The following is a 24,627-nucleotide window of genomic DNA, read 5'->3' on the forward strand; positions in this document are numbered from 1 at the left end:
ACTCGGTCCAGAAGCGGATGGGTGAGTCGGGGGCAAAGCTGGTCTTCGGTTCGGCACGCCGTCGGCTGTTGCCGGGGCGGTCCGGCGGGTGACCCGGGCGCTGCGGCCCGTCGGGCGCCGGCACGGTCTTCGGCTCGCCCATCCCGTCCGGGCTGGCCCCCACCCGATCCAGTTCAGCCACGATCCGTAGGTCGGCAGGAAGACCAACTCGATGTCGTTCGCCGCGGCCCACGCGCGGACGTTCGGGTGCTTGTGAGGGGAGAAGTTGTCCAGGACGACGTAGAGCTTCTCGCCGGGCCAGCGGATGCGCAGGGACTTGAGTAGGGACAGGAACTCGCACCACCGTTTGCGGGGCCGGATGCGGTAGTACATCGTGCGGGTGGCCAGGTCGAGGACGGCAAGCATGTGCATCACGCCGTCGTAGCGGCTGTAGGTGGCCCGCAGACGACGTGGTGAGCGGTGCGGGCGCCGTGCCTTGCCTTTGCGGGGCATGAGGTTGAGCGGCCCGAACTCCTCCACACAGACCACCCGGCCGTCGGTCGGCGGGGAGTCGTAGAGCGCCAGGATCCGGTGCGTCTTGGCGATGAAGTCTGGGTCGTTGGAGGACTTCCAGGTCGTGCTGGTCTGCCAGGAGACCCTGCCCTCGCGCAGTATCCGTCGCAGTGTCTCGCGGCTGACGGCGGGGACCACGTTCTGCTTGACCAGGTGTTCGGCGAGCTTGGTCAGGCTCCAGGTGGAGAACGCGGGCATCTTCCAGTCGGCGGGGGCCGTCCGGGCGATCAGGCAGACGTGCTCACGCACCTGGCTACTGATCATCCTGGGGCGACCCCCGCACCATCTTGGGTCCAGCGCCTCGAACCCCTGCTCGTCGAAGGCGTGGATGACGTCTCGCACATAGTCGGCGCCGACCCGCATCAACGAGGCGAGGTCCGGAACCGACTGCCCCTGCGCGGACATCATCACCACGATCGCCCGCCGCAGCCGCACCGCATCCTTCGCGGTCCGGCTGGTCCGCTGCAGCCGACGCCCTTCCTCCATGCTTACCGGCCGGACGAACACCCCCCGGACGACGTCCTACGACCACCTCCACCATCACAACGTGGAAGCAGCCTGCCGCGCAACGAACGGAAGATCAATTACCCGACCAAGGATCCGAGCCAAGCCACTAGGTGTATTGACCCGCAGCGTTGTTCACACGGCTGATCGGTGTGGCTGGCCTGAGAGTGCAGTGTGACAGCGGTGGTAGTTGTAGGTGTGCAGGAAGTCTGCCAGGGCTGCGGTCCGCTCGTCGTTGCTGATGTAGGCCCGAAGGCCGGAGTCCGGTGAGGGGCGCGCCAGCGAGGGCAACGGCGGCGGCCTGGGGAACGGGGACGTCATCGTGGCGGACGGTCATCATGCCGTGCTTGAGGCCCGCTGGCCGGGGAGAAGTGGACGGCCGCAGAGCCGAAGGCACTCACCGCGCTTGGGCTGGAGAGCGAACCGGCCGTGCGGTGAGGTGCCTGGTGGCGTCCAGGGTTTCCCGAATGTGTCGGGCGAGGGTGTGCTGGTCGGGGTCGTCGATCCAGCGCTCGAAGGCGACCTTGAAGGCGGCGATCCCGATTTCGGCCGCGAGTGCCGCGGTTGCGGAATCCAGACCGCGTTCCTGAAGCGCGCGGTCGAGGGTGGAGACGAGTGACGCCAGTTTGGCCCGTTCCCGTTCCTGCAGTTCGGGATTGGCGGCGATGACGGCCTGGCGCTGCCGTACCAGCTCCGCGCGTTCTTCGAAGACGGGAGCGGCTTCGATCAGGGCGTGGGTGATCACCTCCAGCGGCGCCAGAGGGTCGGCGGCGGTGACCGTGGCGTGCGCGAGGACGTCGGCCAGGGCGTTGGGCTGGAAGAGGACCTCCCGTTTGTCGACGAAGTGCCGGTAGAAGGTGCGTTCGGTGACCCCGGCCCGGGCGGCGATCTCGGCCACGGTGGTGGCGTCGAAGCCCTTGTCGTCGTAGAGCTCCATCGCCGCTTTCTCCAGGCGGCCCCGTGCGTCGGGTTTCCATCGGCTCATGCCCCGATCCTACACACCGATGACAGAAGCTGACGTCAGAGTGACGACAGAGACTGACATGGGTGCTACGGTGATGTCACGAACTGACATCACGGCTCTCCACCCCTGGTGGGGAGCCCGCAGCAAAGGGCAACACCATGCGCGTATTCGTCACCGGAGCCTCCGGACATCTCGGCTCCGCCGTCGTCCCCGAACTCCTCGAAGCGGGACACCAGGTCGTCGGCCTGGCCCGCTCGGACAAGTCCGCCGCCGCGTTGACGGCTGCCGGCGCCCAGGTGCACCGAGGCGACCTCGACGATCTCGACGGCCTCGCCGCGGCCGCCGCTGCGGCCGACGGTGTCATCCACCTGGCCTTCAAGCACGACGAGATGTTCGCCGGCGACTTCGACAGCGCGGTCGCAGCCGATCTGCGCGCCATCGACACCCTCGGGGACGCGCTCGCCGGCACCGGCAAGCCTTTGGTGACCACCTCAGGAACAGTGGTGTTCGCCTTCGCGGGGCTGCGGGACGCCCTCACCGAGGCCGACACGCTCGACACGGGAGCGCGGATCGAGGCCGAGAACACGGTGGTCGCACTCGCCGAGCGCGGTATCCGGTCGTCCGTCGTCCGGCTCACTCCGACCGTGCACAGCTCGCTCGACCACAACGGCTTCATCCCGACCTTCATCTCCATCGCCCGCTCCAAGGGCGTCTCGGCCTACGTCGGCGACGGGGCCAATCGCTGGCCCGCCGTGCACACGCTCGACGCGGCACGCCTGTACCGGCTGGCGCTGGAATCCGCGCCGGCGGGGTCACGGCTGCACGCCGTCGGCGACGAGGGGATCGCCTTCCGCCGGATCGCCGAGGGCATCGGCCGCGGGCTGAACCTGCCCGTGGTCAGCGTCCCGCCGACCGAGGCCGAGGCCCATTTCGGCTTCCTGAGCGCCCACGCCCAGGCCGACAACCCGTCCTCGAGCACGCTGACCCGGGACCTCCTGGGCTGGACGCCCGTCCAGCCCGGCCTCGTCGACGACCTCGGCCGGGGCCACTACTTCGACACCGGCACCACCACCGCGCGCTGAGCCCGCTCCCTTCTCCATCCCGGTCCGCTCCCCGTGCCCCTCCGGGCGGCTCGGGCGGAGCCGGTCCACACGACCCATCACCCCCTGCACGGCCGGCTGCTGTGCAGCCGCAAGGAGACGGACAACATGAACACCAAGAACGCACACGAGCGGCTCGACCCGGAACTGGCCGAGGCCCTGAAGGCGGTGCCGATGACGGAGGCCGGGGTGTTCGACCTCAGTGACCTGGAGGGCACGCGCGTCGGCGTCCGCGCCTTCGCCGAGGCGATCGCGGCCCAGATACCGGATGAGCCGTCCGTGTCGGTCGAAGAGTTCCAGGCCCCCCGCCCGGACGGATCCACCCTCGCCATCCGGCTGCTGCGGCCCACCGAGGCGGCCGGGCCGCTGCCGGTGCTGGTCTGGTTCCACGGCGGCGGGCAGGTTCTCGGGTACGCGGCCCAGGACGATCCCACCCTCAAGCACCTGGTCCTGGCGGTCGGCTGCATCGTCGCCTCCGTCGACTACCGGCTCGCGCCGGAGGCCCCCGCCCCGGCCGCCGCCGAGGACGGCCTGCTCGCCTATCACTGGCTTCGCAGCCAGGCAGCCGCGCTCGGCCTCGACGCGGCCCGCGTCGCCCTGGCCGGGCAAAGCGGCGGCGGCGGTATCGCCGCAGCCACCGCTCTCATGATCCGCGACCAGGGCGAACCGGCGCCGCTGTTCCAGGCGCTGAGCTACCCGATGCTCGACGACCGCAACACCACCCCGTCCAGCCACGAGGTCACCGACATCGGCATCTGGGACCGCGCGACCAACATCCTGGCCTGGAACCTGATCCTCGGGGACCGCGCCGGCGCCGACGACGTGCTGCCGTACAGCGCACCCGCGCGCGCGACGGACCTCACCGGCCTCCCGCCCACCTTCATCGCAGCCGCCGAACTCGACGTCTTCCGCGACGAGGACCTGACCTACGCCACGCGGCTCCAGGCCAGCGGCGTGCCCGTCGAACTGCACCTGTACCCCGGCGCCCACCACGCCTGGGACCTCTTCGCCCCCGAAGCCGCAGTCAGCGCCGCCTACATCCACGCCTGGTACGGATACCTGCGCCGCCAGTTCAGTGCCCGGCAGCCCTGAGCATCCGTCGCGTCCCGACCGCGCGGTGACAGCCGGCAGGCCGCCACACGGACCCGCTGTGAGGAACCATCCGCGCGAGGACGCTCAGCCGCCACCGCGACGTCGGCTCGCTGATCCTCACCGACGCCGAACCCGCGCGCGCCCAGGAGCTGGCACAGCAGCTGGACGAGACGGCGGCGCCGGACGTGGACGAGATCTCCAAGTGGGGCGTGGCCGCGGTGGTGATCACCTCGGCGACGGCTGCGCACGCCGAGCTGATCGGCCAGGCCGCACGCTCGGGCCTGCCGGTGTTCTGCGTGCGAGAAGCCGATCGCCCTGGACCTGCCGGGCACGCCGCAGGCGCTCGCGGAGGTGGACCGGGCGGGCACGGTGCCGCAGATGGGGTTCCAGCGGCGGTTCGACGCGGGCTGCACGGGAGCGCGGGAGGCGGTGCGATCGGGGCGGCTGCACACCGTGCGCACGACGATCGGCGACCGTACCCCACCGCTCCCGGAGCGGCTGCCGCTGTCCGGCGGGCTGTTCCGGGACACGCTGATCCACGACTTCGACGCGGCGCTGGGTGACGGGCCGGGAGGTCGCCGACGTGTACGCCGCCGGGTCCGACGCCGGGCCCGCGATGTTCCGCGAGGCCGGCGGCGTGGCCGCCGCGGCGGTGCTGCTCACCCTGGACGACGGCACGCCGGCCACAGCGACGGCCGCGCGGGGCAACGTCGCGGGGTACGACGTCCGTCTGGAGCTGGCCGGGAAGGCGGGCACCGTGGTCGTCGGCCTGCACGACCGGACGCCGGTGGCCTCCATCGAGCCCGCCGGCCGCGGACAAGCCGTGGACGGGGTTTCCGGAGCGGCTCGGACCGGCGTACGAGGCGGAGCTGAACGCCTTCGTCGAGGTGGTGCCCGGCGAGCGGGCCAACCCGTGCGACTGCCGCAAGGCGCTGCGGGCACTGCGGGTGGCGGAGGCCTGCGAACTGTCCGCCGGGAGCGCAGGCCTGTGCCGCTGGCGGGGGTCCCGGACGAGCTGCGGACGGCCGGCTGAGCGCGGTCAGAGCGGTGCGGCCGAGGACTGTCGCCGGGCGGGGACTTGCCGTGCGCGGCCGGGGTACCCGGCCCTTCGTGGACCGAAGTGATCACCAGAACGTAACGGGTGGATCCGACCGACCTGGGCCCGACTCAGGACTCGACCCGGTGGCGGCCCACGCCGCGCGCGGTATGCGGGTGCTGATGGTCGCCTTCTTCCTCCCGCTGTTCGCGGCGGCGTCCGTGGGGTTCGGGGTGTGGGCGGCGCACTCGGGCGAGCACGACTCCCCCTCGGGCGGTTCCCTCTGGTGGCTGTGCAGCATCTGCGGACTGCTGGTTCTGGTGGGGCTGATCGATCTCGTGGCGCTCCGGCGCCGCCGCAGGCGGGAGAGGCTGGTGGCCCGGTCCCAGCCAGGCTTCGACGCTCGCTAGCCGACGGCGACCCACTGGCTAGTGCTGTGACCGCTTTTGTTCACCGAGGTCTCGTGGTCTGCGGTTGCGTGAGGCACCACCGGTCCCCGGTTCCGACTGGTCGCAGGGCTGAACGACCTCGTTCGCGTGGTTGAAATCAACTTGCTGCCCGCCCCGTCGGGCGGGCAGGGTCTGGATCATGCTTGAACTACGCACCTTGGAAGCAGACGACTGGCCCCTTTGGCGGGAGTTGCGACTGGCCGCGCTTGCTGAGGCGCCCTACGCGTTCGGATCGACGCTGGCCCAGTGGCAGGGCTCCGGCGACCGAGAGGAACGCTGGCGTGCCCGTCTGTCGATTCCCGGCGCGCACGATCTCGTCGCGCTCCTCGACGGCCTCCCAGTGGGCATCGCCAGCGGAGTGCCGGGCGAGGGAGCAGAGAACGTGGAGTTGATCTCGATGTGGGTCAATCCCACGGCTCGAGGCAAGGGCGTGGGTGACTGCCTGATCCAGGCGGTCGAGCGGTGGGCGGCGGAGCGCGGTGCCACGACGCTGCGGTTGTCCGTCAGGCCGGACAACCGCAAGGCGACCGCGCTCTATGAGCGGCACGGTTTCACGGACACGGGTGAGCCCGGCGAAGTTCTGCCCGATGGCGTGGGCAGGGAGCGGGTCATGGCGAAGAGCCTGGCCGCTGCCTGATCTCCACATCCGGGCACGGCGGGATCCCTCACGTGCTCAGGCTGCGGCGGCGAGGGGGCGTCCGCCCCAGCGAACGCCCTTCTCGCTGCGGACGCGATCGCGTTCCCGGCGTTGTGCGGCGAGTATGTCGGGGTGGCGGGCGTTGGCATTGCGCCAGCGCAGGTAGGCGTGCAGCGCCCGGGCACGGAGTCACAGGTGGAACGGGCCGTCATCTCACGCGCGTGCCGCGGCTGGCACGCAGCCGGACGGCCTCCGTGGTCTGCGGCTGCACGCCGGCCGCCTTCGTGTCGCACGCTGCGGGGCGGGGGCCAGGGGGTCGGCCGGCGCGGCCGGCGCGGTGCACACCACGGCCGCGAGGGCGGCGGCCGCCGCATGGATCAGTCGCTTCATGCCCGGCCAACCCCCGCCCGCGCCGACACGGTCAAGGACAGGCGGAAGGAATCACCCGGAGGACGCCCCGGCCCTCTGCTGCGGGTGTTGCCGTCACCCACACGCGTCACGGTGTGACGGCTGTCCAACGCGAACGACGCCGCCGCCAGGCTCGTGTGCGGCAGCGCGGCGAGCAGTACCGCGCGTCGGAACGCTTGCCGCTCATGCGCGCTCTTGCGGCCAGCGGTCGAGTTCCTGGCCGGCTTCGGTGGCGCGGCGGCGGGTGTTGTCGACGACGGCGCCCAGCTTGGTCTCAGTCCCGTCAGGCAGGACCTCTACCGCCTTGCGCGGTGCCCACAGGTGCCCCTCGCGTCCGTAGAACTACCAGGCGGCGGCGAGGTTGACGTCGCCCGGTCCCGCCGCCCGAGTGGCCGCACCGCGCCCGTTCCAGCGCCGGCGTTCACCGGCTGGGTGGGCGAGTACGGAGCCCTGCCCGATCCGCGGATCGTCCTCGTGGACGAGGAGTCTTCTCCGTCAGCCGGGGGCCGATGGCGGCGGTCGTTCTGTCGCCCTACGGCGGCGCCGGTCAGGCGGAGATCGACCGCTTTCCCGCGTACGCTTCACTGACGCCGCTGGACGAGGAGGCGCAGGCCGACGGCGGGCCGTGGCACTTCCGGCAGGACACCGCCGACCGCGTCGTCCTGGCGCTCAACGAGCCCGACCAGAAGCAGGCAGTGCACGTGGTGATGGAACTGGCCGGTCCCCGACGCTGTGGTGGGATCACGCGCGGCAGCGTGCACAGGTGGCCGTTCTCTGGCTGCCGCACGCGCGGCACCCGACCGGCGAGGAGATGACGGCGGCCCTCGCATCGAAGGCCGTCTGGATGGCCTTGGCGCGGCGGGTGCCGCCTGTGCAGTTGCTGTAGCCATGGGCGGAACAGACGAGATGAGGTGGCCCGTCACCTGTGGTGACCGGACCACCTCATCGTCGTTCACGGGTCAGGTCCGCTCCGCTTCCCACTCCTGCCGTCCAATGGGTGAAGGCTGCGCCCTGTCTCCGATCCAATAGCGCATGAAGGCGGCACATTGACACTCGTTGCCCCGTGTCGTTGCTTCGATGAACGGAGAGACGTGAGAAAGACCGCCCGCTTCACCGCCGGTACCGCGTCCGCTGTGCTGGCCTTCGCGGCGTCGCTCGCCTGGGCCACCCCTGCCGGCGCCTCCGCGACCGAGCCCACGGCCTGCAAGACGATCCGGCAGGACTCCACCTCACCGGTCCCGGCACTGGCAGGCGTTCTGGGAGTCGTCGTCAACCCCCCTGGCGAGTACGTGGGAATCGAGTGCGTGACGGCGCCAAACGGCAGCGACGGCGTCAACTTCTGCCGCACCGGCAACGTTGACTTCACCAGTTCCCTCTCCCACGGCCGGCTGCCGCAGGAACACACCTGCCCGTGACCCGGCCCACCGCGCAACGGCCACCCGCGAACCGACCGCTTACGGGGCGGAAGGGTGAGCATCGGCCCGAGGCGGTCGATGATCCGGTCCGCCGCCGACTTGGAAACCCCGAACAGCAGGGCCGGTTGGCGCACGGTGAGGTGCCGTGCGCCAGTAGGCCGCCACCAGCAGTGCCCGGTCCTTCAGCGGCAGGCGCCACGGCCGGCCCCTGCGCACCGCGCCTGTGCCCTGGCACCGCAGAACCGACACCTGCTTGCCGAACTGCCGCGGGCTCAGCCCGGTGAACGAGGCTATCCAGGAGGACTCCGACGCCGTGATCACACCAGCCACGGGCAAGATCATCGCATGTACGTGAGTGGCGTCACGGCCCACTCCGAACGCAAGGCCGCTCCTCGAAACACAAGCTGGCCGCCGCGCTGCGTGAGCCGCTGGTGACGGGGCTCAGTGCGACCGCGCGCGGTAGAGGTCACGCAACGACCTCGGCCCCGCGGTGCGGCACTTCCTGTTTGACCCACCACACGATGTCGATGAACGGCTCCTCCGGGTCGCTGCCGTGCGGGTAGGTGCAACACCCCACAGTGTCGAGTGCAGGTTCGTCGACGCTCAGCGGCGCCTTGACGGCCGACAGGCGCCAGCAGAAGCGACTTCAGGAGGACCGGGGCAGGCGGCCTCGTGGCGGGACGGCTATGTCCTGGCTCGAAGGATCGGGTCGTTGCGCAGGCGTAGGAAGGTGACGAGGAGAGCGAGCGCCTGCACGACTGCGCACGCCCCGATGAGCCCGTCCAGGTAGGGGGGCGGAGTCAGGGCGAGCAGCACGCCGGCGACAGGGAAGGGCAGCAGCAGGAACAGGACCGTCAGGGACAGGGTCGTGCCGAAGGCCGCAGGTGGGATGACCTGCGAACGGAGGGTGCGCAGGACGACGGTAAGTCCTCCGTCGGCAGCCATGAAGAGGGCCACGAGGGTCACGTAGCCGGGGTAGGAGAGGGCCTGCGGCACGGCGAGGCAGGCGGCAGCCGCGACGGATGCGCTGATGACGCCGATCCCCCACAGGCCGAGCCGGTCAAGGCCGGCCCGGCAGCAGGCGACCGCGGCCAAGGTGAGGGCAGCGGCGATGGACCAGAGCACGCCGGCGGCGGCCGGGGAGTGGCCGAAGCGGTCTTCCACGAGGATGGGGCTGGCCGATTGCAGCAGTCCGAGCATGAGGTTGGAGCAGGCCAGTCCGGCCACCAGCCGCCGCAGGGACGGCAGCGAGCGCAGGGTCTGCCATCCTCCCCGCAGGCCGCCGCCCGGCGCCAGTCCACCATGGCGTGCGGCACGCAGAGGGGTGGGCGGGGTCTGCAGTGCGAGTGCGGCGGACAGGAAGGACAGCACGCTCAGGCACGCCAGCATGAGAGTCGGGCCGGTGAGCAGCAGAACACCGCCCAGAGCCGGGCCGATGACGGTGGCTGTCTGATCGATGCCGATCAGCACCGACTGCACCTTGTGGGCCTGCCTGTCGGTGCGGCGGCTGACGATGGCGCCGACCGCCTCGTTGGCGATGAAGCTGAACTGCGTCAGCGCCCCCGTCACGGCGGCCAGTGCCATGACGGTGACGGTCTCGACCGTACCCGGCGGCAGTGCGATCAGCGCGGCAGCGGCACCCGCCACCAACAGGGCGCGGGCGAGCGAGGCGAGGAAGGACACGATCGCCGCGCCGCTGTGGTCCACCAGGGCGCCGGCGAAGCCGAACGCGGCCACCCGAGGTATCCATTCCAGTGCGAAGGCCAGGCCCGTCAGGGACGCGGAGCCGGTGGTGGCCAGCACGACGAGTGGCATGGCGTAGGTCGACATGGAGTAGGCGAGGCCATCGCAGACGCGTGGTGCGTAGATCTGCCGGAACAGGCTGCCTGTGGGGATGGCAGCGTGCCGGCCGGCCGATTGGGCCTCGTGCAAGGGGACGGTCAAGACGTGGGGGCTTTCACTGGGCGGGCGTGGACGGGCGGCTGGGGCGTTGGCCGCTGCTCACGCTGAGGAGAACGTCACAGTCTCCCAAACCATGGGCACGGCATAACGGTGCACTGCGAGGACAACACGGGCGGACCCACCACCGGCGGGGCGTGAACGAGCCCGCACCTGTCTTGGCATCGCCCGCATAACTCCCTTGGAACGCAAGCGGCGTGATCCGCCGGGAGTCACTCTGTCCAGCGGATTCCAGGTACTGCACGTTACGGGTGGCAGCACACCTTCACAAGATCACCACTGCACCGGGAACCTCTACTTCACATGTGATCGCATCCCGGCCAAATCTGCCGAACTCCCGCTCGCCGGGCTCGGCGTGGATGCCCCGGTTCATGCCGGCATTCTCGCCCAAGCGAGGAGCCGGGCCCACCAGCCATCCCTCGATCGGCCCGGTGAGCCGTCTGGCTGCCGCGCGCCGACTCACCCGTCTGACCGGCACCGTCCCCGATCGAGGCATCCCTTCCGCTGCGCCTGCACGGCTGTGCCCCTCCGACTCGCACATACCGCTCTTCCGTCGGCTCCTGCGCTGTACCGGCGGCATCGGGCGGCGACGTGTCCACTCCCGCGCACACGGTTTGAAGTGACTGCGCAGAGCAACCGACAGGCCCGGATCCAGCCCGAGCGCCGACTTCTCTGGATACCCGAGACGGGCGGGGGTACCCGCCCTCACAGCACGGCCCATGGTCGAGTCCGGTACGCGGCGACAGCAACGGAGAAGCACGTGAAGGCCCGCCGATCAGCAGTCCCGCCCGCGCCCGCCTCGGTTCCAGCAGATGAGCAGTCCGCCCGAGTCCTGTCCGACCGCTACCGGCTGGACATGAGGATCGGATCGGGAGGCATGGCCGATGTCTACGAGGGCGTCGACACGCGCCTTCGGCGGTCCGTGGCCGTCAAAGTCTTCCGGCCCGGCCCCGACCCACAGATCGAGGACCGTCTCACTGCGGAAGCCGTCCTACTCGCCCGCCTGCAGCATCCCGGCCTGGTCACTGTCTACGACGCCGGCCGCGACGACGACCGCAGCTACCTGGTGATGCAACTGATCAAGGGCCCGACACTGCGCAGCTGCCTGGCGGGTGGTGCACTGCCTGAGCGGCGTGTGGTACAGGTGGGCGCCGCTCTCGCGCGGGCGCTGGCCTATGTCCACCAGGCCGGCATCGTGCACCGCGACGTCAAACCGTCGAACGTCCTCCTTGATGCGGCCGGTGATCCTCACCTGGCCGATTTCGGCATCGCGCGCCTGACCAACGCGACCCGCCACACGGCAACCGACGTCCTGATAGGCACCGCCGCGTATCTGGCACCGGAGCAGGTCGCGGGCAAGCGGGTCGGACCAGCTGTTGACGTCTACGCGCTCGGCCTCGTCCTGCTGGAGGGTCTGAAAGGCCGACTGGAGTACGAAGGGAGCCCGTTGGAGGCGGCGATCGCCCGCCTGCACCGCCCACCCGAGGTCCCGACCTGGCTCCCCTCGGACCTCGCGACCCTGCTGCGGGCTATGACGGCCCAGGACCCCGAGGCCCGCCCGGACGCCGAGAGTTGCGCCGGCATCCTCGCCTCCCGGCACGCCCGGGCCGCAACGCATCCGTTGCCGCTTTCGGCTTCCTCCGACGCCTCCTTTCCGGCGCCCCGGGCCGCGCGCCCCGACGCGGACGAGCGCGTACGGACGGAGGAGGTGGCGGTCACCCGGCCAAACCTTGCGGGCGGCCCCCGCCGCAGCCGTCACCGGACCGTGGGGACTGCGATCGCCGCACTTTCCTTGGCCCTTGGCACGACCCTCACCGTCGCCACGACCACCAACGGAAGCGACCGCGCCGAGACCGCTCCGCCCGCCGTGCCCCCCGCGCACCAGCCCTCCCGCACAGCGGGTCCCGGAAGCAGGCCCGGTGCTCTCCCACCGACCGGATCCGGTCACACCCGGCCCACCTCCCCGACAATCGACGTGTCAGGATCGGCCGGTGCGGCGACCGGTTCTCGTGCCGAGCCCGACGTCAGGACATTCGTCGCCTCCGGCGCGACAGCCGCGCCGACCGGATCTCACGCCGAGCTCCCCTCCAAGAGCCCAGGATCGTCCCATTGGACAGACCCGGAGCATCGGGCACCGGCTGGCCGGGACGCGGACGACCACACCCGCCAGGCCGAGCGCGGTGGCCCGAAGCCGAAGCCGCCCGCAAAGACCGGCAAGTCCCCCCATCACCCGACACGGAAAGGCCACGACTGATGCCCCGGGTGAGATCCGACACCCGCCTCAGCCCAACTCCGAGCGCCCTGTGACCATGAAGGACAGCCATACGTACAAGGCTGGGCCCGTCCGCTGGCTGTCACCCAGCCGGCGTCGGCTTCACGCTAGAGCATCCGCCCGACGCGCACTGCGGGCTCGAACTGCCTCAAGGTGGCGAAGAACGACTCGGCCAGCGCGTTGCCCCAGCACTGGCCGGTGCGGCCGACGGACAGCCGGATGCCCAACTCCAGGTCAGCGCCTTTCGGGAAGCACCGTCTCAGCAGCCCGCTGGTGTTCTCGTTCGTCGGGCGCTGCCAGGGCGGTCCAGTGTCCGGGAGCAATGGGTCGATCCGCACCCACTGCGCGTCAGTCAACGGCACACCTGAGCCGACGAAGTCCCCGCCCGCCTGTGTCAGGTCCGTGATGAAACCGCAGACCGGTTGTGAATGTAGTGATCCCATTCCGTGTCCTTCACCACAGCATTGCCGCAAAGCAATGAAGCCGAGGTGTGGCGATATGGTCGGCCGATGTACTGATTTACGGCCCCACAGCCTCCGACGGGTGGGTTGATCAGCTTGGACATCGGCTCGAGCCACCTGCGCGTGCGTGGCTTTATGATCGCCGACGAACTGCTGGCTCCGCGTCTGCCCTCCTTTCGTCGGTGATTCTTGGCGACCGCGAACGTGACCACTGAGCGGGTCGCGTGACGGTGACGCGGGTGAAGAAGGGTGAACTCCATGGCTCTCGGGCTGCTCCGCCGTCGGCGCTCCCACGGTGTCTCCGGCGCCGGATCGAGCATCTCGGTCCCCTTGCCGCCCGGCGCCGGGGCGTTCGGCTTCGAGGTCCTCGATCCCATGGGCCAGCCCATGGGAGGAGCCGAGGTCACCGTGACCGCCGTGGACAGCCACCGGGTCGCCACGCATGGCACCACGGATCCCCACGGCTACTTCATAGCGACGCTGCCACCGGGCCCCTACAGCGTGATGATCGCGGCCGAGGGCCTGTCCCCTGCCCGCGAGAACCTCGACATCGCCGCCGGGGTGGCACTGCCCCCGGTGCGCATCGCGCTCCAGTCCGCCCGCCAGGTGGAGCTTCCGACAGCCGGAACCTGGCTGTTCGATCCTCCGCACACCGCGATCCGATTCATCGCCAAACATGTGGGCATGGCGCATGTCCACGGGCGGTTCACCCGCTTCCAGGGCGGCATCCGCGTCGCACCGAACATGGCCGACTCACACGTGTCGGTGCGCATCGACGCCTCCAGCGTCACCACGGGCAACAACACCCGCGACAACCACCTGCGTTCCGCCGACTTCCTGGACGTCGAACGCTACCCGCACATCGACTTCACCAGCACCCGGTTCGCCCACCGCGGCGGCTCCAAGTGGACCCTGCACGGCACGCTCACCATGCACGGCACCAGTCGCTCCGTCGGCCTGGACACCACCTACCTCGGGACGGTCAATGGAGGCTACGACCAGGAACTGCGCTGCGCGGCTCTCGCGAAGGCCGAACTCCACCGGGAGGACTTCACCCTCAACTGGCGCTCCATGCTGGCTCGCGGCATCGCCGTCGTCGGTCCGACCGTCCAACTGGAATTGGACGTCCAGGCGATGTACCACACCCACGACACGCCCACGCCACCGCAGTAGACCCTCATACGGGGGCGCCTGACGCGGATGCGGTCCGGCAGAAGTATCGCGGTCATTCATGGGGGTGCTGGTCGAGGCCGTCCGGCAGCGCACCTCCACATCGCGTTGCGGCTTGCCGGCCGGCCGCACGGGAACACCGATCTCCCCGGCAGCGCCCGGCGACACCTTGACAGCACAGAGCGAGCAGATGGGAAAGGGATCAGGATCATGGGTATCTTCAGCCGACGTCAGACCGCCCTCAGCGAGCCGAACCCGGCTGCCGGCACCGGCGCCTCCGTCACGGAAACCACGCTCGACCCGGCACTTCGAGCCCTGACCGGGCGATGGACCATCGACCGCCCGCACAGCCGCATCGGATTCTCCGTGCGGCACGCCATGGTCACGACAGTCCGAGGGGCTTTCACCGAATACGACAGCACGTTGTACTTCGACGGAGCCCGGCCCTCCGAGTCGCGGGCCGACCTCGTCATCCAGGTCGCCAGCGTCGACACGGGCGTGGAACAAAGAGACGCACACATCATCGGCCGTGACTTCTTCGACGCGCGCCGCTACCCGGAAATGACCTTCCGCAGCACCTCCACCCTCCACGAGAACGGAGAGACCTTCCGCATGACCGGGGACCTGACCATCCGCGACGTCACCCGGCCCATCGACCTGCAACTCGACTACCTCGGCTCGGTCCTGGATCCTTTCGGCTACGAGCGAGCCGGCTTCGACGGCACCACCACCATCGACCGCACCGAATGGGGCCTGGTCTACAACCAGCGCCTCAAGACAGGCGGCACCATGGTGAGCGAGAAGGTCCGGCTCCAGTTCGACATCTCCGCGATCCGATCGACGTCATAGGTGTCGTTGCAGTACCGACCGCACGAGCACTGAACGGCTCCGGGTCTGATGGAGGCTCGGTTCCCTGAGAGGATCGAGTCATGGCGCGTGGTCGAAAAAGTGGTGTCACGGGCCGGGAGGCATTGGCAGACCGCTGATCAGAGCCATGACGGCAGATACAGACGCCGGTCGATCAGCGTCCGCCCGCGGTCGGTCGCATAGGCGAGGAAGACGCCGACCTGGCAGTTCTCCGCCCGCCCGGCGGTGCCGGAGTACTGCCGCTGCACCCCGGCCGACCGCGTCCCCTTCTTCAGGAAGCCGGTGTCGTCCACGACCAGCACGGCGTCCGGGTCGCCGAGGTGCTCGACCACGTACTGGCGCACGTCGTCGCGCACCTCATCGGCGTCCCACTCGATCCGGTTCAGCATCCGCGGGATACGGTCCGGGCCCGCGTGGCCGGCCTCCTCCGCCAGCGTCCAGCCGTTCTTGCGCCGCAGCGGAGCGATCAGCCCGCGCATAGAGACCAGTGCCGACTCACGCGGATCCGACCTGCTGAAACGGTGCACGAACCGCTCATGCACCGCCTCGAGTTCACCCGCCCAGAACCTGACATCAGCAAGGTCCCCCACCCATAACCACATCAACGACGAAGCTGGCCACCCGCCACGGCGAAGACCGTTGCGGTACTAGGTTCCGGACACGCGCTGACGTCACCGCGTTCCTCGCCAACAGCGGCCCCACAAAGATCAAACCAACATGTTGATCCTCTGCGAGCCCTTACACCTCGCGGCCGACCAGGAAGTTCAGCACCGTGAGTAGGTCCCTTGCGGCCCCGGCGACCAGCGGGGCCCGTGACAGGAGGGCACGGGCGGTGGACGTGTGCGTGCGGGCCTCGGCCAGTGCCGCTGTTCGGCCGCCGGCCGCCTCGATCAGCTCGGCTGCCTCCTCAGAACGCCCCGGCGAGTCCAGCAGTTCAGGCAGGGCACCGCCCGCCGGGGAATCGAGGGCGGCCAGCACGGGGTAGGTCTTCTTGCGCTCCCGTAGATCGCCGCCCGTGGGCTTGCCCGTGACGGCGGGGTCGCCCCAGATTCCGAGTACGTCGTCGACCAGTTGAAAGGCGATGCCGAGATGCCGTCCGGCCCGGTCCAGCACGCTGGTGGTGTCCTCGTCCGCGCCGCCGAGCACGGCGCCCAGGGCGGCGGCGCAGCCCAGCAGGGAACCGGTCTTGGCCTCCGCCATGGACCGGTACTCCTCGACCGTCACCCTGTCCGGGCCGGTGCACGGCCGGCCGCTGAACAGCAGGTCGTCGGCCTGCCCGCGCATCAGGTCGGCCAGGGCCGCCGAGAGGAGCCGTACGGCACCGGCACCCTGCGGCACGGCGGCGAGGGTCTCCACCGCCAGCGCGAACAATGCGTCGCCGGCCAGCACCGCCGGGCCCGTGCCGTACGCCTTCCACACGGCCGGGCGGCGGCGCCGGGTCGCGTCGCCGTCCATGATGTCGTCGTGCAGCAGCGAGAAAGCGTGGACCAGTTCCACCGCGACGGCCGCCGGGATCCCGGCATGCTCGTCGGCGCCCACCGCTCGCGCGCCGAGCACCGCCAGTGCCTGCCGTACAGCCTTGCCGCCCGGTGCGGTGGCGGGCGCGCCGCCCACCTCGCACCAGCCGAAGGAGTACGCGGCCATCTCGCCCAGCCACGGATGAAGCCGACCCACCGCCTGGTGCAGCGCCGGCCGCACCAACCCGGCGCAGTGGGTCAGGAGTTCGGACGCGGCGGGCGGGGCCTGGAGCGCGGTCACCGTACGACCTCCGCGTCGAGTCCGAACTCCTCCTGGGCGCGTTCCACCAGCCGTTGCACGTGCTTGAGGCCGCTGCCTTCCAACGAGCGTGCCAGGTCGGTGAGTTCGGCCGCCGTCTCGTCGCGGCTCCTGCCAAGCCGTGCCAGCGACTTGGCGAGGCCCAGCCGGGCGAGCGCCTCGCCCCGCGGTTCGTTCATCGCGCGGAACTCCGACAGCGCCAGCTCGTACATCCGGCGCGCCTCCTCGTGGCGTTCGGCCCGGTAGAGGACGTTGCCGCGCATCTTGTGGTTGTAGGCCAGCGCGCTGGACAGGTTCATCGCGCGGCAGCCGGCCTCCGCCCGGGACAGCAGCTCCAGTGCGCGCTCGGTGTCCTTGTCGCGCACCGAGAGGATGTCCGCGAGGCCGCGCAGCGCCCATGCGTGCCCGCGCCGGTCCTCGGCGCGCTCGGCTATCTCCGCCGCCTCCTCGAACAGCGCGTACGCCCGGTCGAAGTCCCCGGTGTTGCGGTGCATCTGGGCGATGCCCTCCAGGGCCCACACCGTGTGCCGGGCCTCGCCGCGCCTGCGGGCCTCGGCCAGCAGCTGCTCGTGCAGCCGGCCGACCGCCGCGTAGTCGCCCTGGATACGGCCGGTCTCCGCGAGTCCGGCCAGCGAATAGCCCCGGCAGACGACGTCGCCGGCCCGTTCGCCGAGTTCGGCCGCGAGTCCGAGCAGCCGCCAGGCCAGAGGGAACGCCCCGCGCTGCCGGGCGAGGGTGCCGCCGCTCCACAGCGCCCACGCCATCGCCGCGGCGTCACCGGCCTCCCGAGCGGTGCGGTAGCTCGCCTTCCAGGCCCGGTCGGCCTCCTCCACCTTTCCGAGCCGCCGGTACGCCTCAGCGACGGCGAGCCCGCAGCGGGCGGCCTCGGCCGGCTGACCCGACCGCTCGGCATCGCGCAGCTTCTCGATGCCTTCCGCCAGCACGTCCGTCAGCGAGGAGTTCACGGACAGGGTGGTCAGGGCACCCTGGTACTCGGGAGCGAAAGCCTTGCCGTACATGCATGCCTTTCTATAAACGCTGTGTATACACGCCGTGTATAGCGCGTTGTGAATACGCCCCGGCCGAGAGGACCGGGGCGTGTCGGTCTGTTGTCGACCAAGACGCGGGTTCGGCGGCGCGGGTTGCCCGAGTGATGGCGATCATGCTGTGAAGGTTTCGTGGCGCCCGCCCGTCGCCGCTGTTCGGCGGCACGGTCGCAGCGCCGCCGCGGGCGTCAACGGCGCGACGGGACCCGGGTGTGCGTGCCGCCCTACCGCTCTCCCATCGCGGTGACGAGGGCGGCAGCATCGCCACCGTCGATGGACAGACACTGCGGATCCCGGGCCATATCAGCATCGGTACCGACGACGGCAACGCAGTACGCCTGCCCCTGTCCGACGCCATGGTGCGACGCCCGTGACCTTCGACGCCGCGTCCGTCGCACCGCAGGACGCCACCGCAGGTGGAGCCAACGCGGCCGCGACACAGACAACGGTGACCTTCAGCGGCTCCGCCTCCGTCACCATCCCGGCCGGCGGTGATGCGACGAGTGACCTGAAGATGCCCTTCACCTACCAGGTGCCCGGCAGCGAGGACGGCGCCCACCTCATCGCCGAGAGGGCCGCCGGCGGCTCACCTCCGCTCGCGCAGAGAGGTCGGAAGGGTGCACTTCGGGTGAACACCCATGCGATCAGGGCAACTTGCCGCTCAAGTTGCTCGTAGTCATTCAACATATCGTGCACGAGAGCAGCGCAATCGCCGCAGCTGCGCTGCCCGCACCCGACAGGGCACTACGAGCTGGCCGGCCCCGGCGAGGAACTGCCCCACGCCCCAGCCCGCGCCTCCACACCCGGCACCGCCACCGAGCAGGTGCTGCGCGATCGGGTCGATGAGCGGCTGCGGGCATGAGAAGGCAGCCCAGGGGGTCACTTCACTTTGACGTTGTCCCCGGCCGAAGTCGACGGCCCGGTGGTGGTGTTGCCGTAGTACGCCCAGCGCCACGTGCCCGTCTTGGACGCCTTCACGGTCGTCTTGAGATCACCCGAGCCGTTCGCGTACACCTTCTTCACCGTGGTGTAGGAGGTGGCTCCGGTGGGCTTGAACTGCAGGCTCACCAGGCGGCCTCCGTAGGAGGCGTACTTCCTGGTCTCCCAGTTGGCTCGCGTGACCTTTCCGGTCACAGTGATGGTGCTGCCCTTGGTCACCGGCTCGGGTGAGGCGGCCACGGTCAGGTGGGAGTTGCGCTTGACGTAGACCGTGAGGCCCTCGTCATCAGTGTCACCGCCGCCGCCCTGGAAGTACACCTCGGCTGCGACCTTCCAGGCTCCGGCCTCGCTGTTGTGCATGTCGTATTCGCTCGGTTGGAAGTACATCGTCTCGTTGAAGTCGCAGACGCCTGAACTCACCTTGATGCAGTCGCTTGTCTCGATGGCGTGCCACAGTCGATCACCCGTGCCGCCGCGGTACAGAAACGCCGTCGGCCACTTCCACTTGTGGGTGGTCGCCATCCGGAAGGAGGTGGGTACCGCGACCTCGTTCGACACGCCGATCACGATCGGCTTGCCGCCGTTCACCTGGACGCGGGTGAACGAGGCCCCGCCTTCGGCCGCGCCGGCCGGAACTGCGGCCATGCCGGTGAACACAGCAGCCGCGCCACCGGCCACGACAGCTCTCCAGAGGTTCTTGCCCACTTGATCCCCGATCTCTGTACCGAAAGGCGCCGGAGACTCATCCTCCGGCGCGTTTTTCGACAGCCGTGATCAACATGAGGTTGTACGCCCGCGGATCACGATCGGGCATCACACGACCTTCGCCTCGCGAGAGGCGATGCGCCGGGCATCGGAGGGGCTCGATCTTCGCCCGAGACGTAAGACCTGGTCCTCCATGCCCCCGCAGCTGTGGTCGCCCTGCCCCTCGGCTACCACGGCAAGACCACCATCCACTTCGTCACGGAGGCCGACGGAACCTGGACCCGATACCGGTAGCGGCCTTCGTCCACTGGGGTGTCCCCGGCGAACTCGCCCACGGTGTCGGGCACGACCGGCCGGTGGTCGATCGTCTCGCGCGTGCCCCAGCCGACGGAGACGCGGCGGCGCTGCCACGGATGGGTCGCGCCGCCCGGATGCAGCAGGCCGCCGACCTCCCGCTGTGCCGTCGCCGACAGGTGGTGCCGTCCGCGCGATGACCCAGCCGATCCCGGCTCAGTGACGCTGTTCCGGGTGCTTGTGCTGGTCGTGATACTCATGTGCCGTCCCACCACGCCCACTCGCCCCGACATCAGTGGCCGGTGTTGACGTACGCCGCTCCCGCGATCCGCAACGCCGTATGCGCACTCCGAGACCGTTCCCGGGCCGCTGGTCCGCGACCTGACCGTGCTGAAGGTCGACTCGATCGGATTCGTGGTCCGCAGACGAAGCCAGTGCTCGGCCGGGAAGTCGTGTCTGACCCATCCAGAGTCTGCGGAAGTCGGCGTCCCGCCACAGGCTTGACGGAACAGGTCGACCGGAATCGGATACAGCGGAGGGAGCGGACGGCACGGGAATCCCTGCGTGGCCGGCGTCGAGGCCAGGTACTTCGGCGAGGTCTTCGGCCGCCCTTCCCCGGAACCGCTGCCCCGGTGGCAGGACTCCAACGGCAGCGATCTGTGGGCGACCGAGGACGAGACCAGCGATCAGATCATCGGGTTCTACCAGCGCACGTGGGAACACTCGGACGCGACGATCAACGAGCTTCCCCTCGACGCCCCCGGCCACGTGCCGTGGTGGCCGGAGCCTTATGCCGACACGAACCTGTTCGCCATCATGGTCCATGTCCTCGGCGAGTCCATCCGGCATGCCGGGCACGCCGATATCCTGCGCGAGGGCCTCGACGGCCGGACCGGGTTGCGCGCCGAACACGAGAAGCAGATCGACGAAGAAGCCCGTGCAGCCTACTGCGCCAAGATCGAGCAGGCCGCCAGGTCGGCCGCACCGATCAGGGCTTGAATCGACCGAATCGCGCGACAGGGCAGCACTGCCCGCGAACGCCGCCTGGCCCGCCGTCCGTCAGGGCGGCAGGCCGTCGAGTCAGGCTCGGCAGATGTCAGCCGGCCTTGGCGGGTTCCTCAGCTCGGGCTCGGGTGCCGACGAGGCGATAGGAGTCGATGCCGGTCTCGATGATGGTGCCGTCGGACGTGAGCCGGTCGACGATGGCCGCGCAGAGCCTTGAGTCGGTGGTCTGCGCTTCTCCCTCACGGTGGCCGCTGCTGCGGAGGCGTCGCAGCATCTGGTCGTAGTGAGACACCGAGGGCAGCGGCCTGGTGTCCGGCGGAAGATGTGCCAGGCGCCACTCGTGCAAGGACGTCACCGTCGTCGGCGGCTGGCCGAGGGGCCGGGCAGCTGGTGCGGGCTCGGTCCCGGCCCCGGCGGCCTTGCGGGCCTCCAGCGCGCCCGCATCCGCTGTCATGACCCCGGCCCGCGGAGCGGCGGCCAAGCCGGCAACGCAGCGGTCCTGGCGGAAGCCATGTTGGAGTGCTCTCCTGAATGCTGGGTCTGTCTCGTCGACAGCGGAGTGCTGATCGTGTTCCAGGACGGCGAGGGATTCACGGCGGGGAGGGTTCCGCACTGACGCTGCTGTCGACGCGGGTGGGGAGTCCCGGTGAGCAGGTGTGTCCCACCCCTGAGCACGGGCTGGGGAAATTCAATGCGCCCCATCACCTCCGCGATTCATGAAAACTGAAGGCAGTTCAGCGTGAGCCCGAGCGTTCGTCGCAGCTGTTCTCAAGAATGGATCCGTGGGTTCAGTGGGACTTGTCGGCTCGGTTTCGAGGAGCTGGGGCGGGAAGTCCCGTACCAGAGACGCCGGTGGGAAAATCCGGTCGACAGGCGAGCCTGCGGCGCACTGTGATTGCCCTGACTGCCCGCCGCACGGGGCGGGCCGAATCCAGGAGCTGCTCTTGGCGACCGAGAGAAACGCGGACACCCGTCCCGCGATCGATGCCGCACTGGTCAGGCGCCTGGTCGATACGCAGTTCCCGCAGTGGGCCGGGCTGCCCCTGGAGCTGCTCGACCCGGCCGGTTCGGACCATGTGATCTACCGGCTGGGCGAGGAACTGTCCGTCCGGCTGCCCCGCCATTCCGGGGCCATCGGGCAGGCCAGGAAGGAGTCCGAGTGGCTGCCCCGGCTCGCCCCGCATCTACCCCTGGCCATCCCGGTACCAGTTGGGGTGGGGAAGCCCGACTTCGGCTATCCATGGCCGTGGGCGGTGTCCCGCTGGCTGGACGGCGAGGTGGCGACCGTCGAGGCACTGGCCGATTCGTCCGAGGCCGCCGTCGAACTAGCCGGGTTCCTGGTCGCCCTCCAGCGATTCGAGCCCGAGGAGATCCCGATCCAGGGCGCCCGCGAGGATCTCATCGTCCGGCCGCTGGCCGCACGCGACCGGGCGACGCGGGCCGCCATCGCGAAGGCCGACGGCGCGTTCGACACCGCGGCCATGACCGAACTGTGGGACGCGGCGCTGAGCGCTCCCAGGTGGGATCGTCCTCCGGTCTGGTTCCACGGTGACTTCCACACCGGCAACCTGCTGACCATCGACGGCCGCCTCAGCGCGGTCATCGACTTCGGCGGGCTCGGCATCGGCGACCCGGCCTGCGACCTGACGATCGCCTTCACCCTGATGTCGGCCGGGCCCCGGGCCGCCTTCCGCGCCGCGCTCGGTGTGGACGACGCCACCTGGATCCGGGGCCGCGGCTGGGCGCTGGCCACGGCCCTGAACGCCTACACCCACTACGCCGCTGTCAACCCCCGGGTCGCCGCGCAGACCACCCGTCAGATCACCGGGGCCCTCATCGGCTAAGGGCTGTCCCGGACAAAGCCATGCCGCTTCATGGGGTGCGCGGGTCGTGTTCGGCGGCCGAGGTGGCAACGGCGATCGTGCAGCGGAGGCTGGTATGTGCAGCGAGGGAGAAGACGTGTGCGGGGTGGAGGGGGTCGGCGCCGCTGGCGAGAGCCTCCTCCAGGATGCGGTCTTGCCGCAGCCGGTCGAGGCCCACCGGCAGTGGCCGGACGAGTTTGTCCATCCAGAATGTGCCCACCGCCGTCGTGGTGGTGGTGGCGGTGTTCCGGCTGACCAGCAGATGCGGGTTGGTGCTGTTCGGCCAGCGGCGACGCCGGTGGTCGAGGCAGCTGTTGATCGCCTCGGTGGTGTACTCGTCCAGCGGACGGTTCCTGGTCGGGGTCCAGACGGCCCCGGGCCAGGTCCACCTGCTTCAGCGGTATCGTGCGGATCCGGTGGGAGGGCAGGGCATGGACGCCGGACAGGGCGACGACCAAGACGGTCAGAGGCGTAGAAGCCGGCGGGCGTTGCCGGAGGCGATCTTCTGCTTGTCGGCGTCCGGAAGGCGGGTCCGTTCGAGGGCGGTGACGGCCGCACGTGTCCTCTCGTAGGGGTAGTCGACGGCGAACAGCACGCTGTCCGCACCGAGCACGTGCACGAGTGCTTCGATCGCCGCCGGGGACAGCACACCGCTGGTCGTGGCGAGCACGTTCGTCCCGAAGTACTCGGACGGCTTGCGCCGCAGCGGGTGCGGCACGGTGAGGGTCGCGTAGCGCGAGTCGAAGCGGGAGAGCTGGAAGGGGAGGAACTCGCCGGCGTGCCCGAGGATCATCGTCGCCTCCGGATGCCGGTCGAGCACCCCGGACATGATCACGCGCATGGCGTGCCCGCCGGTGGCGGCCTGCCAGCTCCACAACGCGCCGTCCAGCTCGGGATGGGCGTCGAGGACGCGCCAGCGGTCCGCGGGCGGCATGCCGGGGTGCAGGTACAGCGGTACACCGAGTTCGCTCAGCGCCGCCCAGACCCGGTCGAACGCGGGGTCGTCGAGGTACCGGCCCTGGATGTGATCGTTGACGAGCGCTCCCTTGAACCCGAGGCGTTCGACAGTTCGGCGCAGCTCCGTGACGGCGGCGGCCGGGTCCTGGAGCGGCAGCGCCGCGAAGGCGGCGAACCGGCCGGGGTGGGCGTCGACGATCTCTGCGAGGTGGTCGTTGACGTACCGGGCGTTGTCCACCGCACGGGCCGCATCGGTTTCCGCCTCGATCCCCGGGACGGTGAGGGAGAGCACTTGTACGGCGATGCCGTTGGCGTCCATGTCAGGCAGCCGCAACCGAGTGACGTCGGGCAGCCGGGCGGCCATGTCCGCGAGGAAGGCCGGTTCGATGTTGTCCGGCATCGGCGTCGGCGGCCGCCGGTCTGCCAGGCCTGGGATCGCGATGGCTTCCTCGACGGCGACGTACCCGCGCATCAGGCGCGTCCCACCGGGACGAGGATCCCCGATGCGCGGGTCGGCCGCTCGGCCTCGTCGAGCATCAGCGCCGCGACGGTGGCTCGGGAGGCGTGCGGCGGCAGGACGGGCTTCGCGTAGGCCTCCAGCGGGATGTTGCGGCGCCTGGTGCTGACGCCGCCGGCCCACAGGTCGGGGGCGTGGAAGACGGTCGCGCCGCTGTCGAGGGCGATCGAGTCCGCGGCGGCCTTCTCCGCCAGTTCCTCGCCGACGAAGGCCTTCATGACCCACTGGTAGATCCCGCCGCCGGCGCCGACGGAGGAGCCGGAGCCGAGCGCGCCGAGCCACAGCGTGCGCACCGGGACGTCGGCGAGGACCCGCGCGCCGGCGACGAGCGTTCCCTGGCCGTCGCCCTTGCCGATGCCGAGGGCGGAGACGACCACGTCGACGTCCGTCAGGTCCGGGAACGCGGCGGGGGCGGTGACGTCGGCCTGGCGGATCTGAACGGTCGGCTGTCCGGGCACCAGGCGGGTCTCCGGTCGGCGAACCAGCGCGACGACCTCGTGCCCGCGCTGGAGGGCCTGCTCGACGACGAGGCGGCCGACCCTGCCGGTCGCCCCGAGTACGGCGATGCGCATGCTTCCTCCCAAGTAACTAAACAACTGTTGGTTATGTAAGTGAACAAGTGTTGGTAACTGATGTCAAG

General features: G+C 70.1%; 21 protein-coding genes and 9 pseudogenes. 13 read left to right on the top strand and 17 right to left on the bottom strand.

Going from position 1 to position 24,627, the window contains the following annotated elements; genetic code table 11:
- Positions 1-225: 225 nt before the first annotated feature.
- From ACH5A8_RS25040 to ACH5A8_RS25050, 3 genes and pseudogenes are all read right to left on the bottom strand, one after another.
- A pseudogene (locus ACH5A8_RS25040) lies at positions 226-1,038 on the bottom strand (IS630 family transposase); the annotation flags it as partial.
- A gap of 127 nt (positions 1,039-1,165) precedes the next feature.
- A pseudogene (locus tag ACH5A8_RS25045) lies at positions 1,166-1,311 on the bottom strand (IS481 family transposase); the annotation flags it as partial.
- Positions 1,312-1,453: 142 nt separating this feature from the next.
- Positions 1,454-2,041 (bottom strand): TetR family transcriptional regulator, encoded by a 588-nt coding sequence (locus ACH5A8_RS25050; RefSeq protein ID WP_399005480.1) that lies wholly within the window; start codon positions 2,039-2,041, stop codon positions 1,454-1,456.
- A 137-nt stretch (positions 2,042-2,178) separates the two neighbouring features.
- On the opposite strand from ACH5A8_RS25050, the gene ACH5A8_RS25055 reads away from it, so the two are divergent.
- The 5 genes and pseudogenes from ACH5A8_RS25055 (at position 2,179) to ACH5A8_RS25075 (ending at position 6,334) form a co-directional block, all read left to right on the top strand.
- On the top strand, positions 2,179-3,102 hold the full coding sequence (locus ACH5A8_RS25055) for an SDR family oxidoreductase (RefSeq protein ID WP_399005482.1): 924 nt from the start codon (positions 2,179-2,181) through the stop codon (positions 3,100-3,102).
- Between the two features lie 126 nt (positions 3,103-3,228).
- On the top strand, positions 3,229-4,212 hold the full coding sequence (locus ACH5A8_RS25060; RefSeq protein WP_399005484.1) for an alpha/beta hydrolase: 984 nt from the start codon (positions 3,229-3,231) through the stop codon (positions 4,210-4,212).
- 68 nt (positions 4,213-4,280) lie between these two features.
- Positions 4,281-5,245: pseudogene (locus ACH5A8_RS25065) on the top strand (Gfo/Idh/MocA family oxidoreductase).
- A 149-nt stretch (positions 5,246-5,394) separates the two neighbouring features.
- Positions 5,395-5,658, top strand: a complete 264-nt coding sequence (locus ACH5A8_RS25070) for a hypothetical protein (RefSeq protein WP_399005485.1) — start codon at positions 5,395-5,397, stop codon at positions 5,656-5,658.
- Between the two features lie 178 nt (positions 5,659-5,836).
- Entirely contained in the window at positions 5,837-6,334 is a 498-nt protein-coding gene (locus tag ACH5A8_RS25075) for a GNAT family N-acetyltransferase (protein WP_399005487.1), read from the top strand.
- Positions 6,335-6,370: 36 nt separating this feature from the next.
- On the opposite strand, the pseudogene ACH5A8_RS25080 reads toward ACH5A8_RS25075, so the two are convergent.
- A pseudogene (locus tag ACH5A8_RS25080) lies at positions 6,371-6,523 on the bottom strand (IS630 family transposase); the annotation flags it as partial.
- Positions 6,524-7,251: 728 nt separating this feature from the next.
- On the opposite strand from ACH5A8_RS25080, the gene ACH5A8_RS25085 reads away from it, so the two are divergent.
- Together ACH5A8_RS25085 and ACH5A8_RS25090 are read left to right on the top strand one after the other, a co-directional pair.
- Positions 7,252-7,557: a hypothetical protein gene (locus tag ACH5A8_RS25085; protein WP_399005489.1), complete on the top strand. Its 306-nt coding sequence runs from the start codon at positions 7,252-7,254 to the stop codon at positions 7,555-7,557.
- A 276-nt stretch (positions 7,558-7,833) separates the two neighbouring features.
- Positions 7,834-8,157, top strand: coding sequence for a hypothetical protein (locus tag ACH5A8_RS25090; RefSeq protein ID WP_399005956.1), 324 nt, complete (start codon positions 7,834-7,836; stop codon positions 8,155-8,157).
- A gap of 35 nt (positions 8,158-8,192) precedes the next feature.
- On the opposite strand, the pseudogene ACH5A8_RS25095 reads toward ACH5A8_RS25090, so the two are convergent.
- From ACH5A8_RS25095 to ACH5A8_RS25105, 3 genes and pseudogenes are all read right to left on the bottom strand, one after another.
- A pseudogene (locus ACH5A8_RS25095) lies at positions 8,193-8,487 on the bottom strand (transposase family protein); the annotation flags it as partial.
- A 111-nt stretch (positions 8,488-8,598) separates the two neighbouring features.
- Positions 8,599-8,770: pseudogene (locus tag ACH5A8_RS25100) on the bottom strand (DinB family protein); the annotation flags it as partial.
- Between the two features lie 71 nt (positions 8,771-8,841).
- Positions 8,842-10,101, bottom strand: a complete 1,260-nt coding sequence (locus ACH5A8_RS25105) for an MFS transporter (RefSeq protein ID WP_399005491.1) — start codon at positions 10,099-10,101, stop codon at positions 8,842-8,844.
- Positions 10,102-10,993: 892 nt separating this feature from the next.
- On the opposite strand from ACH5A8_RS25105, the gene ACH5A8_RS25110 reads away from it, so the two are divergent.
- Positions 10,994-12,370 (top strand): protein kinase, encoded by a 1,377-nt coding sequence (locus ACH5A8_RS25110; RefSeq protein ID WP_399005493.1) that lies wholly within the window; start codon positions 10,994-10,996, stop codon positions 12,368-12,370.
- A 125-nt stretch (positions 12,371-12,495) separates the two neighbouring features.
- Here ACH5A8_RS25110 and ACH5A8_RS25115 read toward each other — a convergent pair whose 3' ends face one another.
- Positions 12,496-12,744, bottom strand: a complete 249-nt coding sequence (locus tag ACH5A8_RS25115) for a hypothetical protein (RefSeq protein WP_399005958.1) — start codon at positions 12,742-12,744, stop codon at positions 12,496-12,498.
- Positions 12,745-13,107: 363 nt separating this feature from the next.
- On the opposite strand from ACH5A8_RS25115, the gene ACH5A8_RS25120 reads away from it, so the two are divergent.
- Both ACH5A8_RS25120 and ACH5A8_RS25125 read left to right on the top strand, forming a co-directional pair.
- Entirely contained in the window at positions 13,108-14,022 is a 915-nt protein-coding gene (locus ACH5A8_RS25120) for a YceI family protein (protein WP_399005495.1), read from the top strand.
- A gap of 207 nt (positions 14,023-14,229) precedes the next feature.
- Positions 14,230-14,868: a YceI family protein gene (locus ACH5A8_RS25125; RefSeq protein ID WP_399005497.1), complete on the top strand. Its 639-nt coding sequence runs from the start codon at positions 14,230-14,232 to the stop codon at positions 14,866-14,868.
- 143 nt (positions 14,869-15,011) lie between these two features.
- Here ACH5A8_RS25125 and ACH5A8_RS25130 read toward each other — a convergent pair.
- From ACH5A8_RS25130 to ACH5A8_RS25140, 3 genes and pseudogenes are all read right to left on the bottom strand, one after another.
- A pseudogene (locus ACH5A8_RS25130) lies at positions 15,012-15,488 on the bottom strand (IS701 family transposase); the annotation flags it as partial.
- 136 nt (positions 15,489-15,624) lie between these two features.
- A complete protein-coding gene (locus tag ACH5A8_RS25135; protein WP_399005499.1) occupies positions 15,625-16,644 on the bottom strand; it encodes a polyprenyl synthetase family protein in 1,020 nt (339 codons plus the stop codon).
- Positions 16,641-17,681 carry a tetratricopeptide repeat protein gene (locus tag ACH5A8_RS25140; protein ID WP_399005501.1) on the bottom strand — a complete coding sequence of 347 codons (1,041 nt, stop codon included), beginning with the start codon at positions 17,679-17,681 and terminating at the stop codon, positions 16,641-16,643. The genes ACH5A8_RS25135 and ACH5A8_RS25140 overlap by 4 nt, the downstream gene beginning before the upstream one ends.
- A 397-nt stretch (positions 17,682-18,078) precedes the next feature.
- Here ACH5A8_RS25140 and ACH5A8_RS25145 point away from each other — a divergent pair, with 397 nt between their 5' ends.
- Entirely contained in the window at positions 18,079-18,384 is a 306-nt protein-coding gene (locus ACH5A8_RS25145) for a hypothetical protein (RefSeq protein ID WP_399005503.1), read from the top strand.
- 203 nt (positions 18,385-18,587) lie between these two features.
- Here ACH5A8_RS25145 and ACH5A8_RS25150 read toward each other — a convergent pair whose 3' ends face one another.
- Complete coding sequence (locus tag ACH5A8_RS25150) at positions 18,588-19,352, bottom strand: hypothetical protein (RefSeq protein ID WP_399005504.1); 765 nt, start codon at positions 19,350-19,352, stop codon at positions 18,588-18,590.
- 227 nt (positions 19,353-19,579) lie between these two features.
- Positions 19,580-19,906 (bottom strand): hypothetical protein, encoded by a 327-nt coding sequence (locus tag ACH5A8_RS25155; protein ID WP_399005960.1) that lies wholly within the window; start codon positions 19,904-19,906, stop codon positions 19,580-19,582.
- 304 nt (positions 19,907-20,210) lie between these two features.
- Between ACH5A8_RS25155 and ACH5A8_RS25160 the strand changes: the two are divergent.
- Positions 20,211-20,645, top strand: a pseudogene (locus ACH5A8_RS25160) (DUF664 domain-containing protein); the annotation flags it as partial.
- 97 nt (positions 20,646-20,742) lie between these two features.
- Here ACH5A8_RS25160 and ACH5A8_RS25165 read toward each other — a convergent pair.
- Positions 20,743-20,874, bottom strand: a pseudogene (locus tag ACH5A8_RS25165) (AAA family ATPase); the annotation flags it as partial.
- A 721-nt stretch (positions 20,875-21,595) separates the two neighbouring features.
- On the opposite strand from ACH5A8_RS25165, the gene ACH5A8_RS25170 reads away from it, so the two are divergent.
- On the top strand, positions 21,596-22,495 hold the full coding sequence (locus ACH5A8_RS25170; protein ID WP_399005506.1) for an aminoglycoside phosphotransferase family protein: 900 nt from the start codon (positions 21,596-21,598) through the stop codon (positions 22,493-22,495).
- A 28-nt stretch (positions 22,496-22,523) separates the two neighbouring features.
- Here the strand turns inward: ACH5A8_RS25170 and ACH5A8_RS25175 are convergent, their stop codons facing one another.
- The 3 genes from ACH5A8_RS25175 to ACH5A8_RS25185 all read right to left on the bottom strand — a co-directional run bounded on the left by ACH5A8_RS25175 (position 22,524) and on the right by ACH5A8_RS25185 (position 24,559).
- Positions 22,524-22,718, bottom strand: a complete 195-nt coding sequence (locus ACH5A8_RS25175) for a hypothetical protein (protein ID WP_399005508.1) — start codon at positions 22,716-22,718, stop codon at positions 22,524-22,526.
- Between the two features lie 258 nt (positions 22,719-22,976).
- Positions 22,977-23,942, bottom strand: a complete 966-nt coding sequence (locus ACH5A8_RS25180; protein ID WP_399005510.1) for an amidohydrolase family protein — start codon at positions 23,940-23,942, stop codon at positions 22,977-22,979.
- Positions 23,942-24,559: an NAD(P)-dependent oxidoreductase gene (locus ACH5A8_RS25185; RefSeq protein WP_399005512.1), complete on the bottom strand. Its 618-nt coding sequence runs from the start codon at positions 24,557-24,559 to the stop codon at positions 23,942-23,944. The genes ACH5A8_RS25180 and ACH5A8_RS25185 overlap by 1 nt, the downstream gene beginning before the upstream one ends.
- Between the last annotated feature and the right edge of the window lie 68 nt (positions 24,560-24,627).

The sequence above is a fragment of the Streptomyces sp. NPDC018610 genome (assembly GCF_044391765.1).
Classification (GTDB): domain Bacteria; phylum Actinomycetota; class Actinomycetes; order Streptomycetales; family Streptomycetaceae; genus Streptomyces.

Coding starts and splice junctions, on each gene's coding strand:
- ACH5A8_RS25050 (WP_399005480.1), bottom strand. CDS start 2,041: ATGAGCCGATGGAAACCCGACGCACGGGGCCGCCTGGAGAAAGCGGCG.
- ACH5A8_RS25055 (WP_399005482.1), top strand. CDS start 2,179: ATGCGCGTATTCGTCACCGGAGCCTCCGGACATCTCGGCTCCGCCGTC.
- ACH5A8_RS25060 (WP_399005484.1), top strand. CDS start 3,229: ATGAACACCAAGAACGCACACGAGCGGCTCGACCCGGAACTGGCCGAG.
- ACH5A8_RS25075 (WP_399005487.1), top strand. CDS start 5,837: ATGCTTGAACTACGCACCTTGGAAGCAGACGACTGGCCCCTTTGGCGG.
- ACH5A8_RS25085 (WP_399005489.1), top strand. CDS start 7,252: ATGGCGGCGGTCGTTCTGTCGCCCTACGGCGGCGCCGGTCAGGCGGAG.
- ACH5A8_RS25110 (WP_399005493.1), top strand. CDS start 10,994: ATGGCCGATGTCTACGAGGGCGTCGACACGCGCCTTCGGCGGTCCGTG.
- ACH5A8_RS25120 (WP_399005495.1), top strand. CDS start 13,108: ATGGCTCTCGGGCTGCTCCGCCGTCGGCGCTCCCACGGTGTCTCCGGC.
- ACH5A8_RS25125 (WP_399005497.1), top strand. CDS start 14,230: ATGGGTATCTTCAGCCGACGTCAGACCGCCCTCAGCGAGCCGAACCCG.
- ACH5A8_RS25140 (WP_399005501.1), bottom strand. CDS start 17,681: ATGTACGGCAAGGCTTTCGCTCCCGAGTACCAGGGTGCCCTGACCACC.
- ACH5A8_RS25155 (WP_399005960.1), bottom strand. CDS start 19,906: ATGAGTATCACGACCAGCACAAGCACCCGGAACAGCGTCACTGAGCCG.
- ACH5A8_RS25175 (WP_399005508.1), bottom strand. CDS start 22,718: ATGGACAAACTCGTCCGGCCACTGCCGGTGGGCCTCGACCGGCTGCGG.
- ACH5A8_RS25180 (WP_399005510.1), bottom strand. CDS start 23,942: ATGCGCGGGTACGTCGCCGTCGAGGAAGCCATCGCGATCCCAGGCCTG.
- ACH5A8_RS25185 (WP_399005512.1), bottom strand. CDS start 24,559: ATGCGCATCGCCGTACTCGGGGCGACCGGCAGGGTCGGCCGCCTCGTC.